Annotated in this window: 19 protein-coding genes and 1 pseudogene; 8 read left to right on the top strand and 12 right to left on the bottom strand. The window is 66.6% G+C overall.

Going from position 1 to position 21161, the window contains the following annotated elements; translation table 11 throughout:
* The 8 genes from ACFOMP_RS09650 to ACFOMP_RS09685 form a co-directional block, all read right to left on the bottom strand.
* On the bottom strand, positions 1-424 hold a 424-nt coding region (locus ACFOMP_RS09650), incomplete at its 3' end, for a cytochrome b/b6 domain-containing protein (protein WP_379029902.1).
* A gap of 4 nt (positions 425-428) precedes the next feature.
* On the bottom strand, positions 429-1013 hold the full coding sequence (locus ACFOMP_RS09655) for a HupE/UreJ family protein (RefSeq protein ID WP_104494087.1): 585 nt from the start codon (positions 1011-1013) through the stop codon (positions 429-431).
* A 15-nt stretch (positions 1014-1028) separates the two neighbouring features.
* Positions 1029-2822: a nickel-dependent hydrogenase large subunit gene (locus ACFOMP_RS09660; RefSeq protein WP_104494088.1), complete on the bottom strand. Its 1794-nt coding sequence runs from the start codon at positions 2820-2822 to the stop codon at positions 1029-1031.
* Between the two features lie 3 nt (positions 2823-2825).
* Positions 2826-3911 carry a hydrogenase small subunit gene (locus ACFOMP_RS09665; RefSeq protein ID WP_028714012.1) on the bottom strand — a complete coding sequence of 362 codons (1086 nt, stop codon included), beginning with the start codon at positions 3909-3911 and terminating at the stop codon, positions 2826-2828.
* Positions 3912-4113: 202 nt separating this feature from the next.
* Complete coding sequence (gene hypF, locus ACFOMP_RS09670; protein WP_371257431.1) at positions 4114-6360, bottom strand: carbamoyltransferase HypF; 2247 nt, start codon at positions 6358-6360, stop codon at positions 4114-4116.
* Positions 6361-6380: 20 nt separating this feature from the next.
* A complete protein-coding gene (locus tag ACFOMP_RS09675) occupies positions 6381-7835 on the bottom strand; it encodes a nickel-dependent hydrogenase large subunit (protein WP_104494089.1) in 1455 nt (484 codons plus the stop codon).
* Complete coding sequence (locus tag ACFOMP_RS09680; protein WP_028714015.1) at positions 7832-8821, bottom strand: NADH-quinone oxidoreductase subunit B family protein; 990 nt, start codon at positions 8819-8821, stop codon at positions 7832-7834. Before ACFOMP_RS09680 ends, ACFOMP_RS09675 begins: the two co-directional genes overlap by 4 nt.
* A complete protein-coding gene (locus ACFOMP_RS09685; RefSeq protein WP_028714016.1) occupies positions 8818-10152 on the bottom strand; it encodes a PAS domain-containing sensor histidine kinase in 1335 nt (444 codons plus the stop codon). Before ACFOMP_RS09685 ends, ACFOMP_RS09680 begins: the two co-directional genes overlap by 4 nt.
* Before the next feature lie 94 nt (positions 10153-10246).
* On the opposite strand from ACFOMP_RS09685, the pseudogene ACFOMP_RS09690 reads away from it, so the two are divergent.
* The 7 genes and pseudogenes from ACFOMP_RS09690 to ACFOMP_RS09720 form a co-directional block, all read left to right on the top strand.
* Positions 10247-10609 (top strand): annotated as a pseudogene (locus tag ACFOMP_RS09690) (IS3 family transposase); the annotation flags it as partial.
* Positions 10610-10757: 148 nt separating this feature from the next.
* A complete protein-coding gene (locus tag ACFOMP_RS09695) occupies positions 10758-11318 on the top strand; it encodes a TetR/AcrR family transcriptional regulator (protein ID WP_240540265.1) in 561 nt (186 codons plus the stop codon).
* A 3-nt stretch (positions 11319-11321) separates the two neighbouring features.
* Positions 11322-12467 carry an efflux RND transporter periplasmic adaptor subunit gene (locus ACFOMP_RS09700; protein WP_379029909.1) on the top strand — a complete coding sequence of 382 codons (1146 nt, stop codon included), beginning with the start codon at positions 11322-11324 and terminating at the stop codon, positions 12465-12467.
* Positions 12464-13597, top strand: a complete 1134-nt coding sequence (locus tag ACFOMP_RS09705; protein ID WP_028714018.1) for an ABC transporter permease — start codon at positions 12464-12466, stop codon at positions 13595-13597. The genes ACFOMP_RS09700 and ACFOMP_RS09705 overlap by 4 nt, the downstream gene beginning before the upstream one ends.
* A 1-nt stretch (position 13598) precedes the next feature.
* On the top strand, positions 13599-14291 hold the full coding sequence (locus tag ACFOMP_RS09710) for an ABC transporter ATP-binding protein (RefSeq protein WP_028714019.1): 693 nt from the start codon (positions 13599-13601) through the stop codon (positions 14289-14291).
* Positions 14292-14305: 14 nt separating this feature from the next.
* Positions 14306-14686 (top strand): hypothetical protein, encoded by a 381-nt coding sequence (locus ACFOMP_RS09715; RefSeq protein ID WP_028714020.1) that lies wholly within the window; start codon positions 14306-14308, stop codon positions 14684-14686.
* Positions 14687-14747: 61 nt separating this feature from the next.
* On the top strand, positions 14748-16688 hold the full coding sequence (locus tag ACFOMP_RS09720) for a heavy metal translocating P-type ATPase (RefSeq protein ID WP_051416314.1): 1941 nt from the start codon (positions 14748-14750) through the stop codon (positions 16686-16688).
* A gap of 13 nt (positions 16689-16701) precedes the next feature.
* Here the strand turns inward: ACFOMP_RS09720 and ACFOMP_RS09725 are convergent, their stop codons facing one another.
* From ACFOMP_RS09725 to ACFOMP_RS09735, 3 genes are all read right to left on the bottom strand, one after another.
* On the bottom strand, positions 16702-17352 hold the full coding sequence (locus tag ACFOMP_RS09725; RefSeq protein WP_028714021.1) for a DUF924 family protein: 651 nt from the start codon (positions 17350-17352) through the stop codon (positions 16702-16704).
* Positions 17353-17425: 73 nt separating this feature from the next.
* On the bottom strand, positions 17426-19345 hold the full coding sequence (locus tag ACFOMP_RS09730) for a heavy metal translocating P-type ATPase (RefSeq protein ID WP_104494091.1): 1920 nt from the start codon (positions 19343-19345) through the stop codon (positions 17426-17428).
* A gap of 64 nt (positions 19346-19409) precedes the next feature.
* Positions 19410-19628, bottom strand: a complete 219-nt coding sequence (locus tag ACFOMP_RS09735) for a heavy-metal-associated domain-containing protein (protein WP_028714023.1) — start codon at positions 19626-19628, stop codon at positions 19410-19412.
* Between the two features lie 107 nt (positions 19629-19735).
* On the opposite strand from ACFOMP_RS09735, the gene ACFOMP_RS09740 reads away from it, so the two are divergent.
* Positions 19736-20641 (top strand): LysR family transcriptional regulator, encoded by a 906-nt coding sequence (locus ACFOMP_RS09740; protein ID WP_028714024.1) that lies wholly within the window; start codon positions 19736-19738, stop codon positions 20639-20641.
* Between the two features lie 33 nt (positions 20642-20674).
* Here ACFOMP_RS09740 and ACFOMP_RS09745 read toward each other — a convergent pair whose 3' ends face one another.
* Positions 20675-21148, bottom strand: coding sequence for a hypothetical protein (locus tag ACFOMP_RS09745; protein ID WP_028714025.1), 474 nt, complete (start codon positions 21146-21148; stop codon positions 20675-20677).
* Between the last annotated feature and the right edge of the window lie 13 nt (positions 21149-21161).

The following is a 21161-nucleotide window of genomic DNA, read 5'->3' on the forward strand; positions in this document are numbered from 1 at the left end:
TCCCAGCTACCACCCTGGATTCGCGAGATGAATCCCTCACGCGATTTGTGCAACAGAGCCCCCAGAACCGGCGCGAGAAGATCGGCACATAGAAAAGCTGCTTTGCATGGTGATTGCCGATCAGCGCCCAGTAGAGACGGCCGAAAAAGCCGACCGTCAGGATCATCGCGGCCGAGAAATGGGCAAAGCGGATATAGCCGAAGACAAACTGGTCATAGGCTTCGGCGATCTGCATCGAGGGCGGCGGGCTGCCGATCAGCCAGCCGGTCACGCACAGGACCATGATGCAGGCCGCGTTGATCCAGTGCCAGATGCGGACCGGCGCCTCGTAGACATAGACCGAGGTTTGCCGGCTGGCCCGATCAGGGGCGCCCAGGGGGCGACCCTCGAAGACAGGATCATCGCCGGAATGGATGTCGCTCATGGCATCACCCGGCGGCCATCAGGGCAAGGCCCGCCATGGCGATCCCGGTGCCGGTTGCCGCCTGCACCATTCTGGCCGCCGTGGCGTTCGAGATCGTGCGGGCGATGAAAATGCCGACGATATGCAGCGCCGCCGTCGAGATCAGGAAGCCAAGCATATAGCCTGCCGCATTGCCATGCGCCTCGGTCGCATGAGCATGGCCGTGGCACATGGCGAACAGGGCGATCGCGGCCAGCGAGGCAAAGGTGATCTGGTCGGATTGCCCGCGGCGCGAAAGCGCGGTCAACAGACCGAACGCCCCGACCGACAGCACGATCCAGGTTTCCACCATCGGAATCGGGAGCCCGGCCCATGAAATCAACGCCCCCACGGCCATCGCGCCCATGAAGGTCGCCGCCCCCAGCCAGAAGCGATGCGGCAGGACAAAGCCCGACCACAGCCCCACCGCCAGCATCGCCAGCAGGTGATCCGGCCCAAAGATCGGATGCGAGAGCCCGGCCATGAAGCCCGAGGTCTCTCCGACCCCGGTATGGGCCAGAACGGGTGAGCCCATGAGTGCGACCAGCGTGGCCAGCGTCAGTTTTTTCATTGGATCGTCCCTTTCTCAGCGAATTTTGACGGTGGCAAGCTCGTCGCCATCCGGTGACATGACATGGGTCGAGCAGGCAAGGCAGGGGTCGAAACTGTGCAGCGTGCGCAGGATTTCGACCGGCTCGTCCGGGCGTTCCATCGGCGTGTTCATCAGGCTGGCCTCGAAGGCCCCGATATTGCCCTGACTGTCGCGGGGCGAGCCGTTCCAGGTGGTCGGCACCACGCATTGATAATTCTCGATCCGGCCATCCTTGATGCGGATCCAGTGGCCAAGCGCGCCCCGCGGCGCCTCGGTCATGCCGACACCCTTGGCCTCTTTCGGCCATGTCGAGGGGTCCCATTTCTCGACATTGGCGGTGCTTTGATCGCCATTCTTGATGTTCCGCACCATCTTGTCGAAGAAATGCCGCTGCAGGCGCCCGCAATATTCCGATTCCAGCGCCCGCGCCGCCGTGCGCCCCAAAGTCGAGAACAGCGCCTCGAAGGGCAAATCCATGGTTCTCAGTAGGCCATCGACCTGATTTTTGATATCCTCATGTCCCTTGGCATAGCCGATGATATAGCGCGCAAGCGGGCCGACCTCCATCGCGTGCCCCCGCCAGCGCGGCGCCTTGATCCAGGAATATTTTGCGGATTCATCCAGTTGTTCGATGCGGGTTTTTGTGCCCTTGAGATTCGGCCCCAGCTCGAATTTCGGATTGGTTTCCCCATCCCAAGGATGCAGGCCGCGGCCCGGCTCGCCATAGGAATACCAGGAGTGGTCGACGAATTCCTGCACCTGCTCTGGGTCGCGCGGATCGACGTCATGCACCTCGTTGAGGTTGCCGTTGATGATCGCGCCGCGCGGCAGGTGCAGTTGCTCGGTTGAAAAGTCATTCGGGTTTTCGGGGATGTCGCCATAGGCCATGACCGCCTGCGACGACAGCCCGCCCCCGTAAAGCCAGCTTTTGTAGAAGCCGCCGATGGCGATCACATCGGGAATATAGACGTTCTTGTTGAACTCGTCGCACAGGTCGATGATCGAGGAAACGAGGTTCAGCCGCTCCATATTGATCGCGCCGACAGATCCGGTGCCGTCGATATTGATCGGACAGGGCACCCCGCCCACCAGCCAATTCGGATGCGGGTTCTTGCCGCCAAAGATCGTGTGAACCTTGACAATTTCCTTTTGTAGATCAAGTGCTTCCAGATAGTGCGTCGTCGCCATCAGATCGGCTTCGGGCGGCAAAAGATAGGCCGGATTGTCCCAATAGCCGTTCTTGAACAGCCCCAGTTGCCCGGATTCGACGAATTTCTTCAGCCGGTTCTGCACATCGCGGAAATAGCCCGGCGATGACATCGGATGTGAGGGCGAGACCATCTGCTGCAATTCACTGGTCGCCTTGGGGTCGGCGCGCAGGGCATTGACCGGGTTCACCCAGTCCAGCGCATGCAGATGATAGAAATGCACGACATGATCGTGGATCTCCAGCGCCAGCTGCATCATGTTACGGATCGAATTGGCATTGTCGGGGATCATGATCCCAAGCGCATCTTCGACCGCGCGTACCGAGGTCAGCGCATGTGTGCCGGTGCAGACGCCGCAGATCCGTTCGACAAAGGCCCAGGCGTCACGCGGATCGCGCCCTTTCAGGATGACCTCCAGCCCGCGCCACATCGTGCCGGTCGAGACCGCATTGCGGATGACACCCTGATCATCCACGTTGACCTCGCAGCGCATATGCCCTTCGATCCGGGTGACCGGGTCCACCACGATGCGGCGCCCGGAATTGTCGAGGGTAAAGCCATTCGGCGTATTGATCGTCATGGCCTAGGCCTCCACCTTGTCCTGGGTCTTTTTCTGCGCCCGTTTCAGCGCCGAAATCGCGGCATGGACCGCAACGGCCCCACCGACCGCACCCGCCGCGATACCACCCAGCTTGTCGGCATTGGCCTCGACCCCGAAGGCCTTGATATTGGTCAGCCGGTCATAGAACGAACCCTGATCCCAGAACCCGTCTTCCGAGCAGCCGATGCAGCCATGGCCCGACTGGATCGGGAACGAAACGCCCTCGTTCCAGCGCACGGTCGAGCAGGCGTTATAGGTGGTCGGGCCCTTGCACCCCATCTTGTAAAGGCAATAGCCCTTCTTGGCGTTTTCGTCGTCCCAATGCTCGACGAACTGGCCGGCATCGAAATGCGGGCGGCGATAGCATTTGTCGTGGATGCGCTGGCTGTAGAACATCTTTGGCCGGCCCTGGCGGTCAAGCTCGGGCATGCGGTCGAAGGTCAGCATATAGGTGATGACGCCGGTCATCACCTCGGCGATGGGCGGGCAGCCCGGCACCTTGATGATCGGCTTGTCCAGAATGACCTTGTGGACCGGCGTCGCCCGCGTCGGGTTCGGCGCGGCGGCCTGAACGCAGCCATAGGACGCGCAGGCCCCCCAAGAAATGATCGCCTTGGCGTCCCTGGCCGCATGGCGCAGCTTTTCGACAAATGGCTTGCCGCCGGTGATGCAATACATCCCGTCTTCGTTCAGCGGCGGGTTACCCTCGACGGCAAGGATATACTGGCCCTTGTATTTCTGGATGGTGTCCTCGAAGGCGGCCTCGGCGGCATGGCCGGCGGCGGCCATCAGCGTATCGTCGTAATCAAGGCTGATCATCGACAGCACGACATCCTTGGCCAGCGGATGGGCCGAGCGGATGAAACTTTCCGAACAGCAGGTGCATTCCAGACCATGCACCCAGATCACCGGTGTGCGGGGCTTGGTTTCCATCGCATGGGCGATTTTGGGCACGAAAGCCGGGCCGAGGCCAAGCGCCGCCGCTGTCAGCGAGCAATATTTCATGAAACTGCGGCGGGTGATCCCCTGCCGGCGCATGACATCGTAGAATGTCTCGATTTGCGACAAGACGTCCTCCTCCTCTCAGCCTGGCGGCCCGGCAGCGCGGACCTTCGCGTGGTCTTTCAAGGCATGCCAAGGCAGGGGGGCGCAGGGCAATGACAGAATGTCGCAGATGGAGAAACAAATTTTATGGCGTCTTTTCAATCGGCTGCCGAAAATCCCGCGTCGCCCGGATGGTCAGGGTTCAGCCAGAGGACGCGCCCGCCGGTTACAAGCTTTTCGCCGCAGCCATGTGCTGCGCCGCAGCAACCAGCGCCTGACCGAAAGCAAGCCCGCCGTCATTGGCGGGGATCTGGCGATGCAGCAGGACCGGCAGACCGTCCAGCGCCGCCAGACATTCGCGCAACAGGAATGCGTTCTGTAACACACCGCCCGACAGGGCCACCGCCCGCGCCCGGTCGCCCTGAACCAGCGCGCGGGCCGGCGCACAGAAGGCACGCGCCAGCCCGGCATGAAAGGCCCCCGCCATATCGCCCCGATCGCGCCCGGCCGCCAGATCGGCCGCGGCGGCGCGCAACATCGGCGCGGGGTCGATGATCCCATCCCGGCATTCAAAGGGATAGGGCGCAGCAGGGCGCGCCATGGCCTCCAGCCGCATCGCGGCCTCGCCCTCGTAGCTCTGCGCCCCGGCAAAGCCCGCCAGCGCCGCAAAGGCATCGAACAGCCGCCCGGCCGAGGATGATCGCGGCGCATTCACCCCCGCACCGACCGCCTGCCGCAAAAGGGCGCGGGGCGCGTCGGGGAACAGCCGGTCCGCCACGGCGGAAAGCCCCGCCTGATCCAGACGGGCCAGCCCATTGCGCCAGGGCTCCCGGCTGGCGCGGTCGCCGCCCGGTAGGGGGGCGGGGGCCAGATGGGCGAGGCGCTCGAACCCGGTGTAATCGCCCAGCAACAGCTCTCCGCCCCAGATCGTGCCATCCGGTCCAAGGCCAAGGCCGTCCATCACGATCCCGGCCACCCTGCCCCCGTCCAGCGGCCACAGATTATCGCCAAGACACGAGGCCAGATGCGCGTGATGATGCCAGACCCGGATCAGCGGCAGGCCTGCGCCTTCGGCGGTGATCGTCGCGCGATAGCCCGGATGCGGGTCACAGGCGGCCAGTTCGGGGGCATGGTCGAACAGGGCCGCCAGATCGCACAGCGTGCGGTCGTATTCCAGCGCGGTCTCGGCATCGTCCAGATCGCCCAGATGCTGCGACACCATCGCCTGACCGTTCTTGGTCAGGCAGATCGCCGCCTTCATCTGACCACCAAAGGCCAGCACCCGAGGCGCTCCGTCAAACCCCGGCGGCAGGGGCAGCGTGCCCGGCACCCGCCCACGGGCGCGGCGGATCACCATTGGCGGATCGGCGCGCTCGACCCCGTCATCCAGCCGCCGCGCAATCTCGCGGTTGTGCATCAGGAAACCATCGGCAAAGCGCGCCAGCGCCTTGCGCGCCTCGTCATTGCCGGTGACCTGCGGGGCGCCCGAAAGATTGCCCGAGGTCATCACCAGCATCCCCCCGAAAGCGGCAATCAGCAGGTGATGCAGCGGCGTATAGGGCAGCATGACGCCAAGCGCGCGCATCCCCGGCGCCACATCCTCGGGCAATGTGCCCCGGGCGGGCACCAGCACCACCGGCGCCGCCGGGTCGCGCAACAATCGCCAGCAAGCCTCGGATGGCGTCGCATGGGCGCGGATCATCGCCGCGGTCCCCATCAGGGCAAAGGGCTTCGACGGCCGCCTTTTGCGCGCCCGCAACAGCGCAACGGCCCTGGCATCGGCCGCATCGCAGGCAAGGTGAAAGCCGCCCAGCCCCTTGACCGCGACGACCTGCCCCGCCTTCAGCGCCGCCACCGCCAATGCGACAGGATCGCCCGCGACCTCTTTTCCCCCGGCCTCATACCACAGGTTTGGGCCGCAGGCCGGGCAGGCGATGGGCTGCGCGTGAAAGCGGCGGTCGGCGGGATCGGCATATTCGGCGGCGCAATCGGGGCAAAGATCAAAGCCCGCCATCGTGGTTCGCGCCCGGTCATAGGGCAGTTCGCGCAGGATCGTATAGCGCGGCCCGCAATGGGTGCAGTTGGTAAAGGCATAGCCCTGCCGCCTACCGGGCGCTAAGATCTCGGCCCGGCATTCCGGGCAGGTCGCGGCATCGGGCGTGACCCGCGTTTCGGCGCCTGTGCCCGCGCTGGCCGCGATGGAAAACCCCTCGGGCATCGCGGCAAAAACCTGTGGCACGGCCTCGATCGCGTCGATTCTGGCCAGAGGCGGCCTATCCGCGCGCAAGGCCGCGATGAAATCGCCGCAATCCTGCGCGACCAGACGGATCAGGACCCCTTCGGCATCGTTCAGAACTTCGCCGCGCAACCCCGCCGCCCGTGCCAGCCGCCAGACAAAGGGCCGGAAGCCGACCCCCTGCACCTGCCCGCGCACCCGGATGGCGAAGCCCTGTTCCATGGTCGGCAAAGTCATGTCCGGCGGGCACTCCTTCCTCAATGCACGGTGCAGACCATGCAGGGGTCAAAGCTGCGCACCACATGCTGCACGCCAAGCGGGGTCGTCTCGCCCGGCTGGACCACAAGCCCCTCAAGCGCCGCCTCGACCGGACCGGGCACGCCGCCGGCATCGCGCGGGCTGAAGTTCCAGGTGGTCGGAGCGACGATCTGATACGAGGCGATCCGCCCGCCTTCGATCCTCAGCCAATGGCCAAGCGCGCCGCGCGCGGCTTCGACCAGCCCTTCGCCGATCCCATCGCTGATTTTCAGGGGGCCGGCCATGAAGCGGGCCTCGGGCACGATCCCGCGCGCCAGATCCTCCATCAGAACCTGACTGCGCGCCAGTTCCAGCAGACGCCCCGCCACCCGCGCCAGCACCCCGCCGCCGCCATCGCGGACCAGATCCAGCGCCAGCGGATGGCCGTCGATCACCTGCCGGGCCAGCGCGCCGGTTTCCATGGTGCGTCCGGCCAGTCTGGGGGCCTTGCACCAGCTATAGGCGGTGTCGCGCATATCCTCGTCGGGATCGGTCACACCCTGGGCCGGATGCGCCGCAGGCCCCAGCATCCAGCTATGCGACAAATCCTCGCTGATCGCCGCGATGTCGAGAGGCTGCGCCCCGCCATCCCAGATGCCGGGGGCAAAGCCGTGGCCGCCCTCCAGCGGATAGGCGCCAAAGGACAGATAGCGCCCCGAGCCGCGCCCCAGATCCGCCAGATCCAGATCGGCGGCGATGCGCAGGAACAGGCCGGCATCGCCCCCTTGCCATCCCATCAGCGCCGGGACCGAGGAAAGGGCCGCGAAATCCTCGACCGCTGCCCCAAAGACCGTATCCTCCAGATAGCGGCGAAAGGCCGTCAGGCTGGCCAGAATACGCAGCCGGTCGCGTTCGGACGGGGCGCGCGTCACGCCGCCGGGCTGGATCGCCAGGGTATGCGGCCATTTCCCGGCCATCAGCCCAAGGATATGCATCAACCCCGCCCGCGCCTCGACCGCGCGTTTCAGGGCCGATCCCTCCATCGCCGTGAACCGGGCCATCACCTGATCAAACCAGCGCCGCCCCTGATATTGGGGTCTGGTGAAATCGGGCATGAAGAACAGGTGGAAATGCGCCAGATGGTCCGAGACATTCTCAACCGCGTGGATCAGCGCGGCCATCCGCTCTCCTTGCGGCTCGGGAACCTCGCCCACCGCCATGGCCAGCGCCCGCGCCGCCGCCGCCGACTGGCTGATCGAGCAGATGCCGCAAATCCGCGGCACGATGGTCAGCGCATCGCGCGGATCCTTGCCGGGCAGCATACGCTCGAACCCGCGATAAAGCGGCGAGTTGATCCGCGCCGCGCTGACTCGCCCCTCTGCGATGTCCAGCCGGATCTCCAGATCGCCCTCGACCCGGTTGAACGGGCCGACGATCAACTGCCCCTGCCCCGTTTCGCCCCCTGCCCCGCTCATCGGGGTTTTCTCAGCGTCGGCGGGGTGACGATACGATCGGCCACGGCATTCTTCGCGATCCGCTCGGGCGTGGCGGCCTTGGACAGCGATGCCAGCGCCATGAACCAGGCCTTGGGCATATCGGTCGGCAGGCCAACCGGAATGCCGGCGATCTTGGGCGTGGCGGTGAACAGGTGGCGCGGCTCTTCAAATTCCGGCGCGGTGCAGTTGATGCAGGGATATCCGCCGCGTGTGCAACTGCCCTGACCATTCCAGGGCCGGATATTGCAATCGCCCACCGCCTGTGTGCCGATACAGCCCAGATGCTCCATCATGCAGCCCATTTCCGACAATGCGCGCGCGCTGGCCTTGTACTCGTAGAACTCGTTCTTCGGGCAGGCATGATGGACCAGATGATCGGCATAGAACCGGGGCCGGCCAAGCGCATCCAGATCCGAGGCCCCCAGCCGGCCCGCCGCCAGCATCAGAAGCGTCTCGGTCACCCAATCGGGATGGGTCGGGCAGCCGGCGATATTGATGACCGGCAGACCGGCACGGGCGCGGAACGTGGCCGGCAGGGCGCCGCCGGGATGGGCACCGTCATATTGCACCCCCACCGCATCCGAGGGATTGCCCCCTGCCGTGGTCACGCCGCCATAGGTCGCACAGGTGCCCACCGCCACCACATGGGCCGCCAGCGGCGCCAGGTCCCGCATCCAGTCCAGTAACGGACGCCCGGTGCCCGACAGGATTTGATAGCGTCCGGTGCCACGCGGCCCGCGTGCAATCGCGCCCTCGACGCAGAGAATGTCCAGCGGCACCTCGCCCGAAACAAGGCTGGCCAGAATCCCGCGCACCTCGGCACCGCTTTCAAGGCTCAGCGCCGGATGCCACAGAAAGGTCAGCCCCGCCCCGGCAAGCAGGTCAAAGACATTCGGCCCCTCGGCACATAGCAGCGACATGGTGCAGCCACCGCAACCGGCGCTTTGCAGCCACAGAATGTTCATGCGCCCTCTCCTGCCAGCGGCAGCTCCAGCCGAAACAGCGCCCCACCACCAGAGGCGGGGCTGTAACTCAGCCTGCCGCCATGATCCTCGGCGATCTTGAGGCTGATCGACAGGCCAAGTCCGGTGCCTTTTCCCACGGGTTTCGTGGTAAAGAACGGGTCAAAGATCATTGCGGCCGTTGCCTCGTCGATGCCCGGCCCGTTGTCGTGGATTTCCAGCACGCCACGGCCTTCCTCGCGCATGATCCGCAAGGCGATCTGCGGGGCTGCGGTTTCCGAAACCGCATCCAGCGCGTTCTGCACCAGATTCATCACCACCTGCTGAATATGGCCCGTATGCCCCAGAACCATCACCGGCCCTTCGGCATTGATCTCGGGCACGGTGCTGTGGCCTGCCCCGCGCATGATCCAGAAGGCGGCGGTGCGGGCGGTCTCGACCAGATCGAAGGCCGCCATCTCTCCGCCCCCATCCGAGGACAGTCGGCGCAGATCCTCGACGATATCGCGCACCCTTTCGGCCCCCTCGCGCGCGCCCTGCACCGCCTCGCGCAGGTTGCGCAACTCGCGGTCCAGCCGCAATTCTTCCCGCAGGCGGACCAGTTCATCCCTGTCGGCCCCGGCCTGAACCCGGTCGAAATAGGTCTCGAACTTGGCGGCATAGCGTTCCAGCGCATGGGCATTGGCATAGACAAAGCTGATCGGATTGTTCAGCTCATGCGCCACCCCGGCCAGCAAACGCCCCAATGAAGCCAGCTTCTCGCCATGGACCAGCTGCGCCTGAGCGGCCTTCATCTCGGCATGGCTGCGTTCAAGCTGGGCATAGGCGCGGCGCAATTCCCCCACCGGACGCCCCGTCAGCACCAGCCCCTCGATCCGGCCGCGATCATCGAGGCGCGGCGACAGGACCGCCTCGACCGGGGCCGGCTCGCGCGAACTCACAAGCGAAAGCTCCATCCGCCCCGGCGCCCGCGTGCGCGCAATCTCCGCAATCAGGGCCGAAAGACCCGCGCGATCCTCTTCGCGCACCAGATCCGCCACGCTCCGGCCGACCAGGGCCGCGACAGGCAGCCCGGTGCAGACACAGGTCGAGGCATTGACCTCATCCACCCGCCCGTCGCGATCCAGCACGATCAGCACATCGGAAACCGAGGTGATGACCGAGGACAGGAACTGGCGCAGCGCCTCAAGCTCGCGGTTCTGGGCCTCAAGCCGCTCCTGATGTTCGATCAGCTCGGCATAGGTGCGATCCACCGCAATCAGCACATCGGACCAGGCCGCATCCGTCAGCGCAGCACCCGCCCTGTCGTCCTTTGCGTCCATTGCCCGTGGCATTTGCAATCCTCTCCTCACCCTTGCGCATCTTTCCATCCTGCATGTCAAGCCTGATAGTATGCCAAGCCTATGCTGCACCCGGGCGGGGGGCTAGAAGTGGGCGGGAGACATCACCTACATCTGGACGCGCGAGGGCTGGGTTTATCTGGCCGTCATCATCGACCTGTTCTCGAGGCGCGTGATTGGCTGGGCCATCAGCAACCGGATGAAGCAGGATCTGGCGATCAGGGCGCTGAACATGGCTGTTGCCCTGCGACGACCGCCACCCGGCTGTATTCACCACACGGATCGCGGCGCGCAATACTGCGCCCATGACTACCAGAAGCTTCTACGCAAAAACTGGTTCAAGGCATCAATGAGCGGCAAAGGCAATTGCTATGATAACTCGACCGTCGAAAGTTTCTTCAAGTCCCTGAAGGCCGAACTGGTCTGGAGACGCAACTGGCAAACCCGCCGCGACCCGGTGTCGTGGCAATCAATGCATGCAGAAAATGACGCCTCGTGATTGACGCATCGCAGGAGCCCGCCTAAGTATGTTTGTGACCGATCACTAACTAACGAGGTGCCCCGTGCGAAAGTCAGCGGAGCTTCGCAAGGCCGAGATCATGGCCACCGTACTCGACCTGGCCGACAGGATCGGGCCGGACCGGGTGACGACAGGGGCGGTCGCATCGCAGATCGGCGTCACGCAGGCCGCCTTGTTCCGGCACTTCCCGACCAAGGCCGCCTTGTGGCAGGCGGTGGCCGAGCATGTGGCCGAGGGGCTGGCAACGGCTTGGGAAAATGCATTAAGCCTCGGAGACACGCCGATCGTCAGGTTGCGTGCACTGATTTCCGCACAGTTCGCGCAGATCGACGCGACCCCCGCGCTGCCGATGCTGCTGTTTTCGCGTGAGTTGAACGTCACCAACACGGAGCTGCGCGCCACCTTTCACGGTAGGCTCACAACCTTCCACGGCCTTCTGGCGACGGAGATCAGAACCGCGCAGAAAGCCGGCGTGCTGCGCGGCGACATAGCCGCAAACGATGCGGCGGTGCTGCTGACCTCGCTCGTGCAGGGCGTAGCGATCCGCTGGGCGCTCGGCGCCCGCGATTTCGATTTGCGAGCCGAGGGGCTGCGCCTGTTCGACGCACAGTGCCGGCTTTTGGCTGCGGAAGGAAAATAGACGATGCGGCGCATCTGGCTATCGGGTCTTCTTCTAGCGGCGGCTGTCGCTGCCGGCTTTCTGTTCTTCACCGAACGCCCACTGACGGTGGCGATCGTTCAGCCCGAACATGATGTGGCCCTTCGCATCTACGGGCTCGGCACTGTCGAGGCGCGAATACTCAGCCGCGTCGGCTTCGAGGTGGGCGCCGCCCTGACCTCGCTGGCCGCCGATGCCGGGGACAGTGTGGCCAAGGGGCAGGAACTGGCCATCCTTCACTCTGCCGAACAGGAAGCGCGCGTTGCCCGCGCCGGCGCAGCGGTGACAGCCAACGAGGCCAATCTTGCCAAGGCCACCGCAGCCGTGATGCGCGCCCATGCCGTTCTGGCCGAGCGTGAGGCAGCGAACCGCCGCCAGCAAGGGTTGGTGCAGCGTGATATCGCCTCGGTCCAGCGCGCCGAGGAAGCGCAACGTGACGAGGATGTGGCCCGCGCCGATCTGGCCGTGGCCGAGGCAGATGTGGCGGTGATCCGGGCACAGAGCCTTGATGCGGCGGCGGCGCTGCGGCAGGAGGAAGCCCTTCTCGCCCACCACCGGCTGGTCGCGCCCTATGATGCGCTGATCGTCGCGCGCCATGCGGAGCCGGGCGCGGTAGTGAAAGCCGGCGATGCGATCTTCACCCTGATCGACCCGGCCACCGTCTGGATCCAGGCCTATGTCGACGAGGAGCGCGCCGGCCAGCTTGCCCCCGGCCAGCCCGGCACGATCCGGCTGCGCTCGCAGCCTTCGGCCGAGTTCCACGGCACCATCATCCGCATCGGCCTCGAAAGCGACCGGGTGAACGAGGAGCGCCGCGTCTGGTTGACCTGCGCCGACTGCCCCGCCGAGATGTTTCTTGGCGAACAGGCCGAAGTGCGCATCCTGACTGGCACACGCGCGAGCGCACTGATGGTGCCCGAGGTCGCCATCACCGGCTTCGACGGCCATCGCGGCACGGTCTGGACGGTGCAAGACGGTCGTCTCGCACGGATAGGGCTGACCTTCGGCGCCCGCGATGATCGCGGCCGCGTCGAGGTCGCGGGCGGCCTACCCGAAGGAGCCGCCATCGTCACCAGCCCGCCCAGGGGCGCCGCAGAGGGCCGGCGCGCCCACCTTAGCGAGGCGCCATGAACCTCGCGCTCAAAGATATCCGCCACGGCCTGTTCCGGTTCGTGCTGACCTGTTTCGGGCTGGGGCTATTGATGACGGTCGTGTTGGCGATGATCGGTATCTATAACGGCCTCGTCTCGGACGCGCTGGCGGTGGTAAAGGCACCGACCGCAGATGTCTGGGTTGTGGAGGCTGGCACCAAGGGACCTTTCGCGGAAGCCTCCAGCATTCCGGTCGACACGCGCGATGCAGTGGCACGGATGCCCGGCGTGGCCGAGGCCGGCGCGGTGAACTACCAGAACGTCGAAGCGCCTCATGCCGGGCACACGCTGAGACTCTACGTCGTCGGCTACGAGCCGGGGCGTCCGGGCGGGCCGCAGGCGATCGCCGAGGGGCGCGGCATCGGCGCCAGCCATTTCGAGCTGGTGGCCGACCGCAAGACCGGCCTGCTGCCCGGCGAGACGATCCGGCTCGGGCGCAACCGCTTTACCGTGGTCGGGCTTGTGGAAGGCGCGATGAACTCGGGCGGGGATCCGGCGGTCTATGTGACGCTGGCCGACGCGATGGCGCTTCAGACTGAACTCAACCCCGCCGCCCAGCGGGTGCAGGCCGCGCGCGGCGCCGTTTCAGTCAAATCCGCATCCGTCGCCGCCGTCATCGCCCGCGTGGCGCCGGGCGCCGATGTCGATCTGCTGACCGCGACCGTGCGCCAGTGGAAGCACCTCGCCGCGATGACCCAGGCCGAGCAGGAGCAGTTGCTGCTCGCCTCGGTGGTCGACAAGGCGCGCCGCCAGATCGGGCTGTTCCTCGGCATCCTGCTGTCCGTCAGCGCCGTGGTGATCGCCCTCATCATCTACACGATGACCATGGAGAAGCTGAAGCAGATCGCCACGCTGAAGCTGATCGGCGCGCCCGACCGCACCATCATTGCGCTGATCGTGCAGCAGGCGCTGATCCTCGGCGCCTCGGGCTGGGGGATCGGCCTGATACTGATCCTTGCGGTGAAGGACTATTTTCCCCGCCGCGTGGTGCTGGAGCCGTTCAACGTCATGGTCCTTGCCGGCATCATCGCCGCGGTCTGCCTTCTATCCTCCGCGCTCGGCGTGCGGGCGGCGATGAAGGTCGACCCGGCCACCGCGCTAGGGAGCTGACATGGCGCTCGGCGACATCCTCATCGAGGTCTCGGGCGTGGCCAAGCATTTCGGCGAGGGCTCAACCCGCGTCGATGCCCTGCGCGCGGTCGATCTGACCGTGCGCGCCGGCGAGGTTGTCGCGCTGCTCGGCCCGTCCGGGTCGGGCAAGACGACGCTGCTCAACATCATCGGCTGCATCCTCGCCCCATCGGCGGGACGGGTGGTGCTTGATGGCGAGCCGGTGTTCGACGGCAGATGGCTGCGGCGCGACCTGAGGCGCCTCAGGCTCGACAAGATCGGCTTCATCTTCCAGGCGCACAACCTCCTGCCCTTCCTCACCGCGGAGGAGAACGTCGCGGTCGTGCTGGACCTTGCCGGCTGGTCCGCCGACAAGGGCCGGGCACGGGCGCGCGAGCTGCTCACCTATCTGGAAGTCGGCCACCGGGCGACGGTCAAGCCGGCGCTGCTTTCGGGCGGCGAGGCGCAGCGCGTGGCGATCGCCCGCGCGCTCGCCAACCGCCCCCGCATCATCCTGGCCGACGAACCCACCGCCGCGCTCGACGGCGCGCGGGCCGGGCTGGTGATGGACCTGTTGCGCAGGCTTGCCGTCGAGCAGGAGGCCTGCATCGTCACCGTCACCCATGACGAAAAGATCTTCGACCGTTTCGACCGCCTGATCCACCTGCGCGACGGCCGCCTCGCCGACGCCTGACCCCGGAGCTATCCATGCCCGCAAGACCCCGCACCCTGGCTATCGCCGCCGCCGTCGCAGTGATCTTCGGCCTGCTCACCCTCGTCTCGGGCGGCAGGGCGCTCTTCGGCGGCGTCGACATGGGCGCGGTGGTGCCCTTCGTGCTGTGGTTCAATTTCGGCGCGGGGTTTGCCTATGTTCTGGCCGGCATCGGCCTGTGGCGCGGCGCGGGCTGGGCGCCGGTGCTGTCGCTCGCCATCGCCGTGGCGACTGCGGCCGTCTTCGCCGCCTTCCTGTGGCATGTCGGCTCGGGCGGCGCCTGGGAAGCGCGCACCATGGGCGCGATGATCCTGCGCAGCGCCATCTGGATTACCATCGCGGCCTTCGCATCGCGGTGCCATAAGCCATCCGATTGATCCATTCACCCAGCCAGCGATGGCGGCTGCCAGCAGCCATCTCGCCAGCCAGGAACCCGACATGAGACGATTTCCAACCATTGATCTGTCATTGACCCTTTCGCTCGTCACCGTGCTCGGCATGGCAATGGCGGCGGCCGGCAGGTGGCTGCCCAGCGGAGCTTTCGACGCTCTGGAGCTGCCGGGGCTAGTGCTAGTCTATCTGGCTGGCGGCCTGCCCACCGGCTGGCGCGCGCTGTCGGAACTGTGGCGCGCGCGCGTGCTTGACATCGACCTGTTGATGATCGTCGCGGCAATCGCCGCCGCAATCGTCGGCGCCCCGTTCGAGGGTGCGGTGCTGCTGACGCTGTTCAGCATCTCGACCACGCTGGAGGAACGCGCGCTTGGCCGCGCCCGCCGCGCCATCGAGGCGCTGATGGCGCTGCGCCCCGAGACCGCCTTGCGCAAGTCCACCAACGGCGCTGTGGAGGAAGTTCCCGCCGAGGTGCTGGCCGTCGGCGATGTGGTGGTGCTGCGCCCCGGCGCCCGGGTGCCCAGTGATGGCGTGGTCGTCACCGGGCGCGGCGGCATCGACGAGGCCAATATCACCGGCGAATCCATGCCCGTGTCAAAAGAGGCCGGTGCGCAGGTTTTCGAGGCCACGATCAATCTGGACGGCGTGCTGGAGGTCGAGGTCACGCGCAGCGTCAGCGACAGCACCATCGCCCGCATGATCCGCCTGGTGACCGAGGCGCAGGCCGCCCGCGCACCCTCAGAGCGGTTCAGCGAATGGTTCGGCCAGCGCTACACGGTCGCGGTGCTGGCGGGTGCGGTGATCGCCTTTGCCACGTTCTGGTGGCTGGGCGGCGACTGGGAACTGGCGCTTTACCGCGCCGCCACGCTGCTGGTCGCCGCCAGCCCCTGCGCCATCGTCATTTCCGTCCCCGCCGCGATCCTGTCGGCCCTGTCGGCGGCGGCGCGCGGCGGAGTTCTGTTCAAGGGCGGCGGCGCGCTGGAGACGCTGGCCGAGGTCGATATCTTCGCCTTCGACAAGACCGGCACCCTGACCACCGGCCGCGCCGAGGTGACGGAAATCGTCGCGCTGGATGGCGACGAGGCCGGGTTCCTGTCGCTGCTGGCGGGGCTGGAGGCGCATTCCGAGCATCATATCGCCGCCGCGATCCGCCGCGAGGCCGACACCCGCGGACTTGATCCGGCGCGCATTGCCGACGTGAACGCAAGGCCGGGCATCGGCATCGAGGGCTGCGATGCCTCTGGCCCGGTCTGGGCGGGCAACCCCTATCTTGCCAGGGACATGGGGGCCGCGACGGATCACCCCGCGTTGCAGGCGCTGGCGGATGGCGCCAATTCGGTCGTCTATCTGGGCCGCGGCGCCACCGTGCTGGGCGCCGTCAGCGTGGCGGATGAGGCGCGGGCCAGTTCCGCCGGGGCGATTGCGGCCCTGCGCGACAGTGGCATCCGCCGCATCGTCATGATGACCGGCGACCGCCGCCCGGTCGCCCTGCGCATCGGCGCCGAGCTTGGCCTTGCCCCCGACGAGATCCACGCCGAAATGCTGCCCGAGGACAAGGTTCGCGCGGTGGGCGATCTGGCCCCAACCGGCTGCGTCGCCTTTGTCGGCGACGGGGTGAACGACGCCGCGGCGCTGGCCCGCGCCGATGTCGGCATCGCCATGGGCGTGGCCGGGTCCGAGGTGGCGCTTCAGGCCGCCGATGTGGCGCTACTCTCCGAGGATATGGAGCGGCTGGCCGATGCGCAGCGCCTGTCGCGCCGAACCTCAAGGGTGATCCGCCAGAACCTGACCTTCGCCATCGGCGCCATGGTGGTTCTGGTCATCGGCGGGCTGTTCTTCGACCTGCCCTTGCCGCTGGTGGTGATCGGCCATGAAGGCGGCACGGTGCTGGTGGTGCTGAACGGGCTGCGGCTGCTGTCGGACCCGATCCGCCGGCCCAAGGCACCGGCGAGCCGACAGGCATTGCCGGGTGTGGCGCTGCCGGCCTGACTCGAAAGGGGCGTCACTCCCTGAAAGCGCGCTGATGGGGGAAATCACCCCCTTGCAGATACGCCTCCTCTTCGGGCGTCGGGTTGCGGCCCAAGATGGCGTTGCGGTGCGGGTGGCGGCCAAAGCGGGCGATGACGCGGCGCACCTTGCCGGCCTGATCGACCAACGAGGCATAGAGCGGTTGCAACGTTGCCGGCGCGCGGGCGGCGATGTCGTTGCGCAGGGCAATCAGCCGGTTGATGCGGGCCAGATGGTCCGGCCCCTCGGCATGGCCCAGGGGCTGGGTGAAGCCGATCTGGAACCACGGCAGGCCAAGGGCCGCCCAGTCTCCGTTGTCCAACCCCGCCAGCGCCTGCGCCAGAGCCGCCGGATCTTGCGCATATGCAAGCGCGCTCCCCCGCCACAGCGAGCGCGGGAACTGGTCCAGCACCACGATCAGCGCCAGCCGGCCCTCTTGCGTCCCGGCCCAGTGATCGAGGTCCCCCGCCGCGCCGCGTTCGGTCAGCGGGCCAAAGCGCGCCGCAATCGCACCATCCGCGCCGCCATGCATCCGCCAGCGCCAGTGCTCGGCATGGCGGTCGGGGTCAATGTCCAGCGCGCGGCCCTCGGGGAACCAGAAATCCAGAACCTCGCCGATCTGTCTGGCATCATTGCTATCGGCCATGTCATCCCCCCATTGAAAACGCCCCCGCGCCATGGGCACGGGAGCGGATTTGCCGATGAAGCACAAGCGCGCTCTATGCCGTCGCGGGCACCGTTGCCGGCACAGGTCGGCGCCCGCCGGGCCCGCGCGGGACGCGCAGCAGGCGCATAGCGTTGGCGATCACCACCAGTACCGAAAGCTGATGGATCAGCATGCCCTCGGCCATATGCACATCGCCGTTGAACACGCCCGCCAGCAGCCCGGCCACAGTCAGCAGCGCGATGGCCAAGTTCTGGCGCATATTGCGCAGCGTCGCGCGGGAAATCGCCATGGCCTCGGGCAGTTTCTCCAGATCGTCGGCCATCAGCGCAATGTCGGCGGTCTCGATCGCCACGTCCGAGCCCACGGCCCCCATGGCAACGCTGGTGTCGGCGGCAGCCAGCGCCGGCGCGTCGTTGATGCCGTCGCCGATCATGGCGACATGGCGGCCCTCGGCCTGAAAGTGGCGGATCAGCTCCAGCTTGTCCTCGGGCAGCAGCCCGGCATGAACCTCGTCGATGCCGATTTCGGCGGCGATGGCGTGGGCGGCCTGCGGCTGGTCGCCGGTCAGCATGGCGATGCGCCCCACCCCGATATCGCGCAGCCGGGCGATGGCGCTTTGGGCCGAAAGCCGGGGCTGGTCGGACAGCCCGAAGATGCCCGCGATGCGCCCGTCCAGCGCCACGATGATCGGCGTGCAGCCGCGGCCCAGAACCCCGGCCAGCGCGGCCTCGGCCTCGGCGTAGAAACCGATGCCCAGCCGGTCGAACAGCCGCCGGTTGCCGGCCGCGACCTGCCGCCCCTCGTGGTGGACCACCAGACCCATGCCAGCCACTTCCTCGACCGTCTCGGGCGCGGGAATCTCGCCCTCGGCACGGCCGGCCTCGATAATCGGGCGGCCCAGCGGGTGGTCCGAGCCGGATTCGGCGATCGCCGTCCAGTGCAGCAATTCGGCACGATCGATGCCGCCAAGAGGCACGATCTCGACCAGGCTGGGGCGGCCCTCGGTCAGGGTGCCGGTCTTGTCCAGCGCCAGCATGTCGATGCGGCCGGCGCTTTCCAGATGCTGCCCGCCCTTGATGAGGATGCCCGAGCGCGCCGCCCGCCCGATGCCGGCGACGATGGAGACCGGCGTCGAGATCACCAGGGCGCCCGGACAGGCCACCACCAGAAGGGTCAGCGCGAGGCGAATATCCTGCGTCACCGCCCAGGCACCCAGCGCCAGCATCATGATGCCGGGCGTATACCATTGGGCGAAACGCTCGATCATGCGCTGGCTGGGGGCGCGTTCCTCCTGCGCCTCTTCGACGCGGCGGATGATCCGGGCCAGCGTGGTATCGGCGCCGATGCCGGTGGCGCGGATCCGCAGCACGCCATTTTCCGCGATGGTGCCGGCATGGACGTGGGAGCCGGGGGCTTTCTCGGCCGGGATCGGCTCGCCGGTGATGGCGGCCTCGGACACGGCGGCGTTACCGTCGATCACCTCGCCATCGACGGGGATGCGGTTTCCGGCGCGCACCAGCACGACCTCATTCGGCTGGACGGCACTGGCGGCAATCTCGACCGGCTGGCCGTCGCGGATCACGGTAGCGACCTCGGGCGCGGCCTTCAGCAGATCGGCCAGTGCGCCACGGGTCTGGCGCAGGGTGCGGGCCTCAAGCCAGGCGCCGAAGCTGAACAGGAAAGTAACGGCGGCCGATTCCCAATATTCGCCGATGAACAGCGCGCCAATAGCCGCAACGGTCACCAGCAACTCGATCGAGAAATGGCGAATGCGCAGCGCGTGGTACGCCCGCCAGGCGATGTCAGAGCCGGCGACAAAGGCCGCCACCAGCATAGATGCCGCCCAGAGCCCGCGCAGGTCGAACCCGTAAAGGGCGATCAGGCCCAGCACGATCAGGCTGCCGCTGATGATGGTCAGCCACTTCCTGCGGCTGGCCGGCTGGTGAAGAATTGTCAGGATAGGGGTCAACATGCGGGGCCTCATGATGTGAAGGCCCGGCAGCGCGGGCAGGCACGGCCGGGCTGGAAGGGATGGGTCAGAATGCGGCGGGGCGGGCCTCGTAGCCGGTGGATTTCACCACCGAGACAAGGGCCTCGACCGGGGCGGATGCGGGGTCATGCTCGACCTCGATGCGGCCGGTGTTGAAGTGCACCTTGGCGGCGGTCACGCCAGGAGTTGCCGCCAGCGCCTTTTCGATTTTGGTGACGCAGGAGGGGCAGGAAAATTCGTCGCTGCGCAGGATGGTCTTGGTCATGGCTGGTTCCTTTCATGTCGCCGCCCGGTGGGCGGTCATTGCTTGTGAACTCAAGATATGCTGTCCTTTCAGGATCAGGATTGGCAACTCAGGCAAAGATTCATTGCATGAATGCACAGGCGCAGGATTGGGACGATCTGCGGTTGTTTCTGGCCGTGGCACGGGCGGGGTCGCTCTCGGGGGCGGCGCGCAGCCTTGGCGTTACCCATTCCACCGTCTTCCGCCGCATCGGCGCGTTCGAGGCGCGGCTGGGGGTGCGCCTGTTCGACCGGCTGCCCGGCGGTTACGCGCTGACCCAGGCCGGCGAGGAGATGCGCGATTCCGTCATCCGCATCGAGGAAGAAATCACCGCGCTGGCGCTGAAGGTTACCGGACAGGACCAGCGGCCCACTGGGACGATCCGCATCACCACGACCGACCTGCTGGCGGTGGGGGTGCTGCCCCGCCATGTCGCCGCCTTCCGCGCCGAATGGTCCGAGATCGAGATCGAGGTAATCGTTGCGGATACGGTGCTGGACCTGACCCGGCGCGAGGCGGACGTGGCCCTGCGCATCGGCAATCCGGGACAGGAAACACTGATCGGGCGGCGGGTCGGGCGGTTGGCCTTTGCCGCCTATGGTGCGGCGGACCGGCCGCCGGGCGATCCTGCCAAGGGTGACTGGATCGGCTACGGGTCTGCGCATGGCCCGCTCAGCCGCAATCTGACCCGCTGGTGGCCGGATGCGCGACAGGTTTACCGGACAAACTCGATCATCGCCGCCCATGCCGGTGCGAAGGCGGGGATCGGACTTGCTGCCTTGCCTTGCGTGATTGCCGATTGCGACCCCAGCCTGATCCGCGCCGCCGCGCTGCCCGAGGATTTCATGCTGGACCTGTGGTTGCTGATTCACGAGGATCTGCGCCAAACCGCGCGCATCCGCCTGTTTCTGGACTTCATGGCGACGGCCCTGGCGGCCGATGCCGACCTGCTGGAGGGGCGCTGCCCGTGCAAGACAAGGCCGGCGCAGGCGTAACGCCCGCGCCGGCCCATGCCTGCGCCCGTGGCGTCAGTCGATCATCTGCCAGCCCGGATGCTCGAAATGCTCGCCATATGCGTTCAACGCCTGAACGATCGTCACCGCGCCAGTCTCGACCTCGCCGGCCTCCAATGCCGAGATGCCGGTCATCACCTCACCAAGGACGATATGGAACTGCTCGTCCACCTCGGGTTCCAGCACACAGTTCTCGACCATGAAATCGACCTGCTTCTGGACATCGGCAGCGACCCCATTCGCGGCATCGGCCGGCAGGGTGCCGTTGTGGATCGCGTCCAGGTTCGCGGCCATGGTTCCGTGAATCGCGGTCATGCCGGTGATCATGTTCTGATCGCCCTGCCATTTGGCGCCATCGTTCAGCGTGATCTCGATAGCCCCCGCGCCATGGCTGTCATGATCATGGGATTGCGCGGCTGCAATGCCAGCTGACCCCAGCGCAAGGGCGAGAGCAACAGCGACGGCGGTGAAAGATTTTACAGTCCTCATAGTGATCTCCTGT

This window comes from Paracoccus simplex, from assembly GCF_042648325.1.
GTDB lineage: Bacteria > Pseudomonadota > Alphaproteobacteria > Rhodobacterales > Rhodobacteraceae > Paracoccus > Paracoccus simplex.

Excerpts from the sequence above, each read along its gene's own strand:
- ACFOMP_RS09655 (WP_104494087.1), bottom strand. The coding sequence starts at position 1,013 with ATGAAAAAACTGACGCTGGCCACGCTGGTCGCACTCATGGGCTCACCC.
- ACFOMP_RS09660 (WP_104494088.1), bottom strand. The coding sequence starts at position 2,822 with ATGACGATCAATACGCCGAATGGCTTTACCCTCGACAATTCCGGGCGC.
- hypF (WP_371257431.1), bottom strand. The coding sequence starts at position 6,360 with ATGACTTTGCCGACCATGGAACAGGGCTTCGCCATCCGGGTGCGCGGG.
- ACFOMP_RS09675 (WP_104494089.1), bottom strand. The coding sequence starts at position 7,835 with ATGAGCGGGGCAGGGGGCGAAACGGGGCAGGGGCAGTTGATCGTCGGC.
- ACFOMP_RS09680 (WP_028714015.1), bottom strand. The coding sequence starts at position 8,821 with ATGAACATTCTGTGGCTGCAAAGCGCCGGTTGCGGTGGCTGCACCATG.
- ACFOMP_RS09685 (WP_028714016.1), bottom strand. The coding sequence starts at position 10,152 with ATGCCACGGGCAATGGACGCAAAGGACGACAGGGCGGGTGCTGCGCTG.
- ACFOMP_RS09695 (WP_240540265.1), top strand. The coding sequence starts at position 10,758 with ATGGCCACCGTACTCGACCTGGCCGACAGGATCGGGCCGGACCGGGTG.
- ACFOMP_RS09700 (WP_379029909.1), top strand. The coding sequence starts at position 11,322 with ATGCGGCGCATCTGGCTATCGGGTCTTCTTCTAGCGGCGGCTGTCGCT.
- ACFOMP_RS09705 (WP_028714018.1), top strand. The coding sequence starts at position 12,464 with ATGAACCTCGCGCTCAAAGATATCCGCCACGGCCTGTTCCGGTTCGTG.
- ACFOMP_RS09710 (WP_028714019.1), top strand. The coding sequence starts at position 13,599 with ATGGCGCTCGGCGACATCCTCATCGAGGTCTCGGGCGTGGCCAAGCAT.
- ACFOMP_RS09715 (WP_028714020.1), top strand. The coding sequence starts at position 14,306 with ATGCCCGCAAGACCCCGCACCCTGGCTATCGCCGCCGCCGTCGCAGTG.
- ACFOMP_RS09720 (WP_051416314.1), top strand. The coding sequence starts at position 14,748 with ATGAGACGATTTCCAACCATTGATCTGTCATTGACCCTTTCGCTCGTC.
- ACFOMP_RS09725 (WP_028714021.1), bottom strand. The coding sequence starts at position 17,352 with ATGGCCGATAGCAATGATGCCAGACAGATCGGCGAGGTTCTGGATTTC.
- ACFOMP_RS09730 (WP_104494091.1), bottom strand. The coding sequence starts at position 19,345 with ATGTTGACCCCTATCCTGACAATTCTTCACCAGCCGGCCAGCCGCAGG.
- ACFOMP_RS09735 (WP_028714023.1), bottom strand. The coding sequence starts at position 19,628 with ATGACCAAGACCATCCTGCGCAGCGACGAATTTTCCTGCCCCTCCTGC.
- ACFOMP_RS09740 (WP_028714024.1), top strand. The coding sequence starts at position 19,736 with ATGAATGCACAGGCGCAGGATTGGGACGATCTGCGGTTGTTTCTGGCC.
- ACFOMP_RS09745 (WP_028714025.1), bottom strand. The coding sequence starts at position 21,148 with ATGAGGACTGTAAAATCTTTCACCGCCGTCGCTGTTGCTCTCGCCCTT.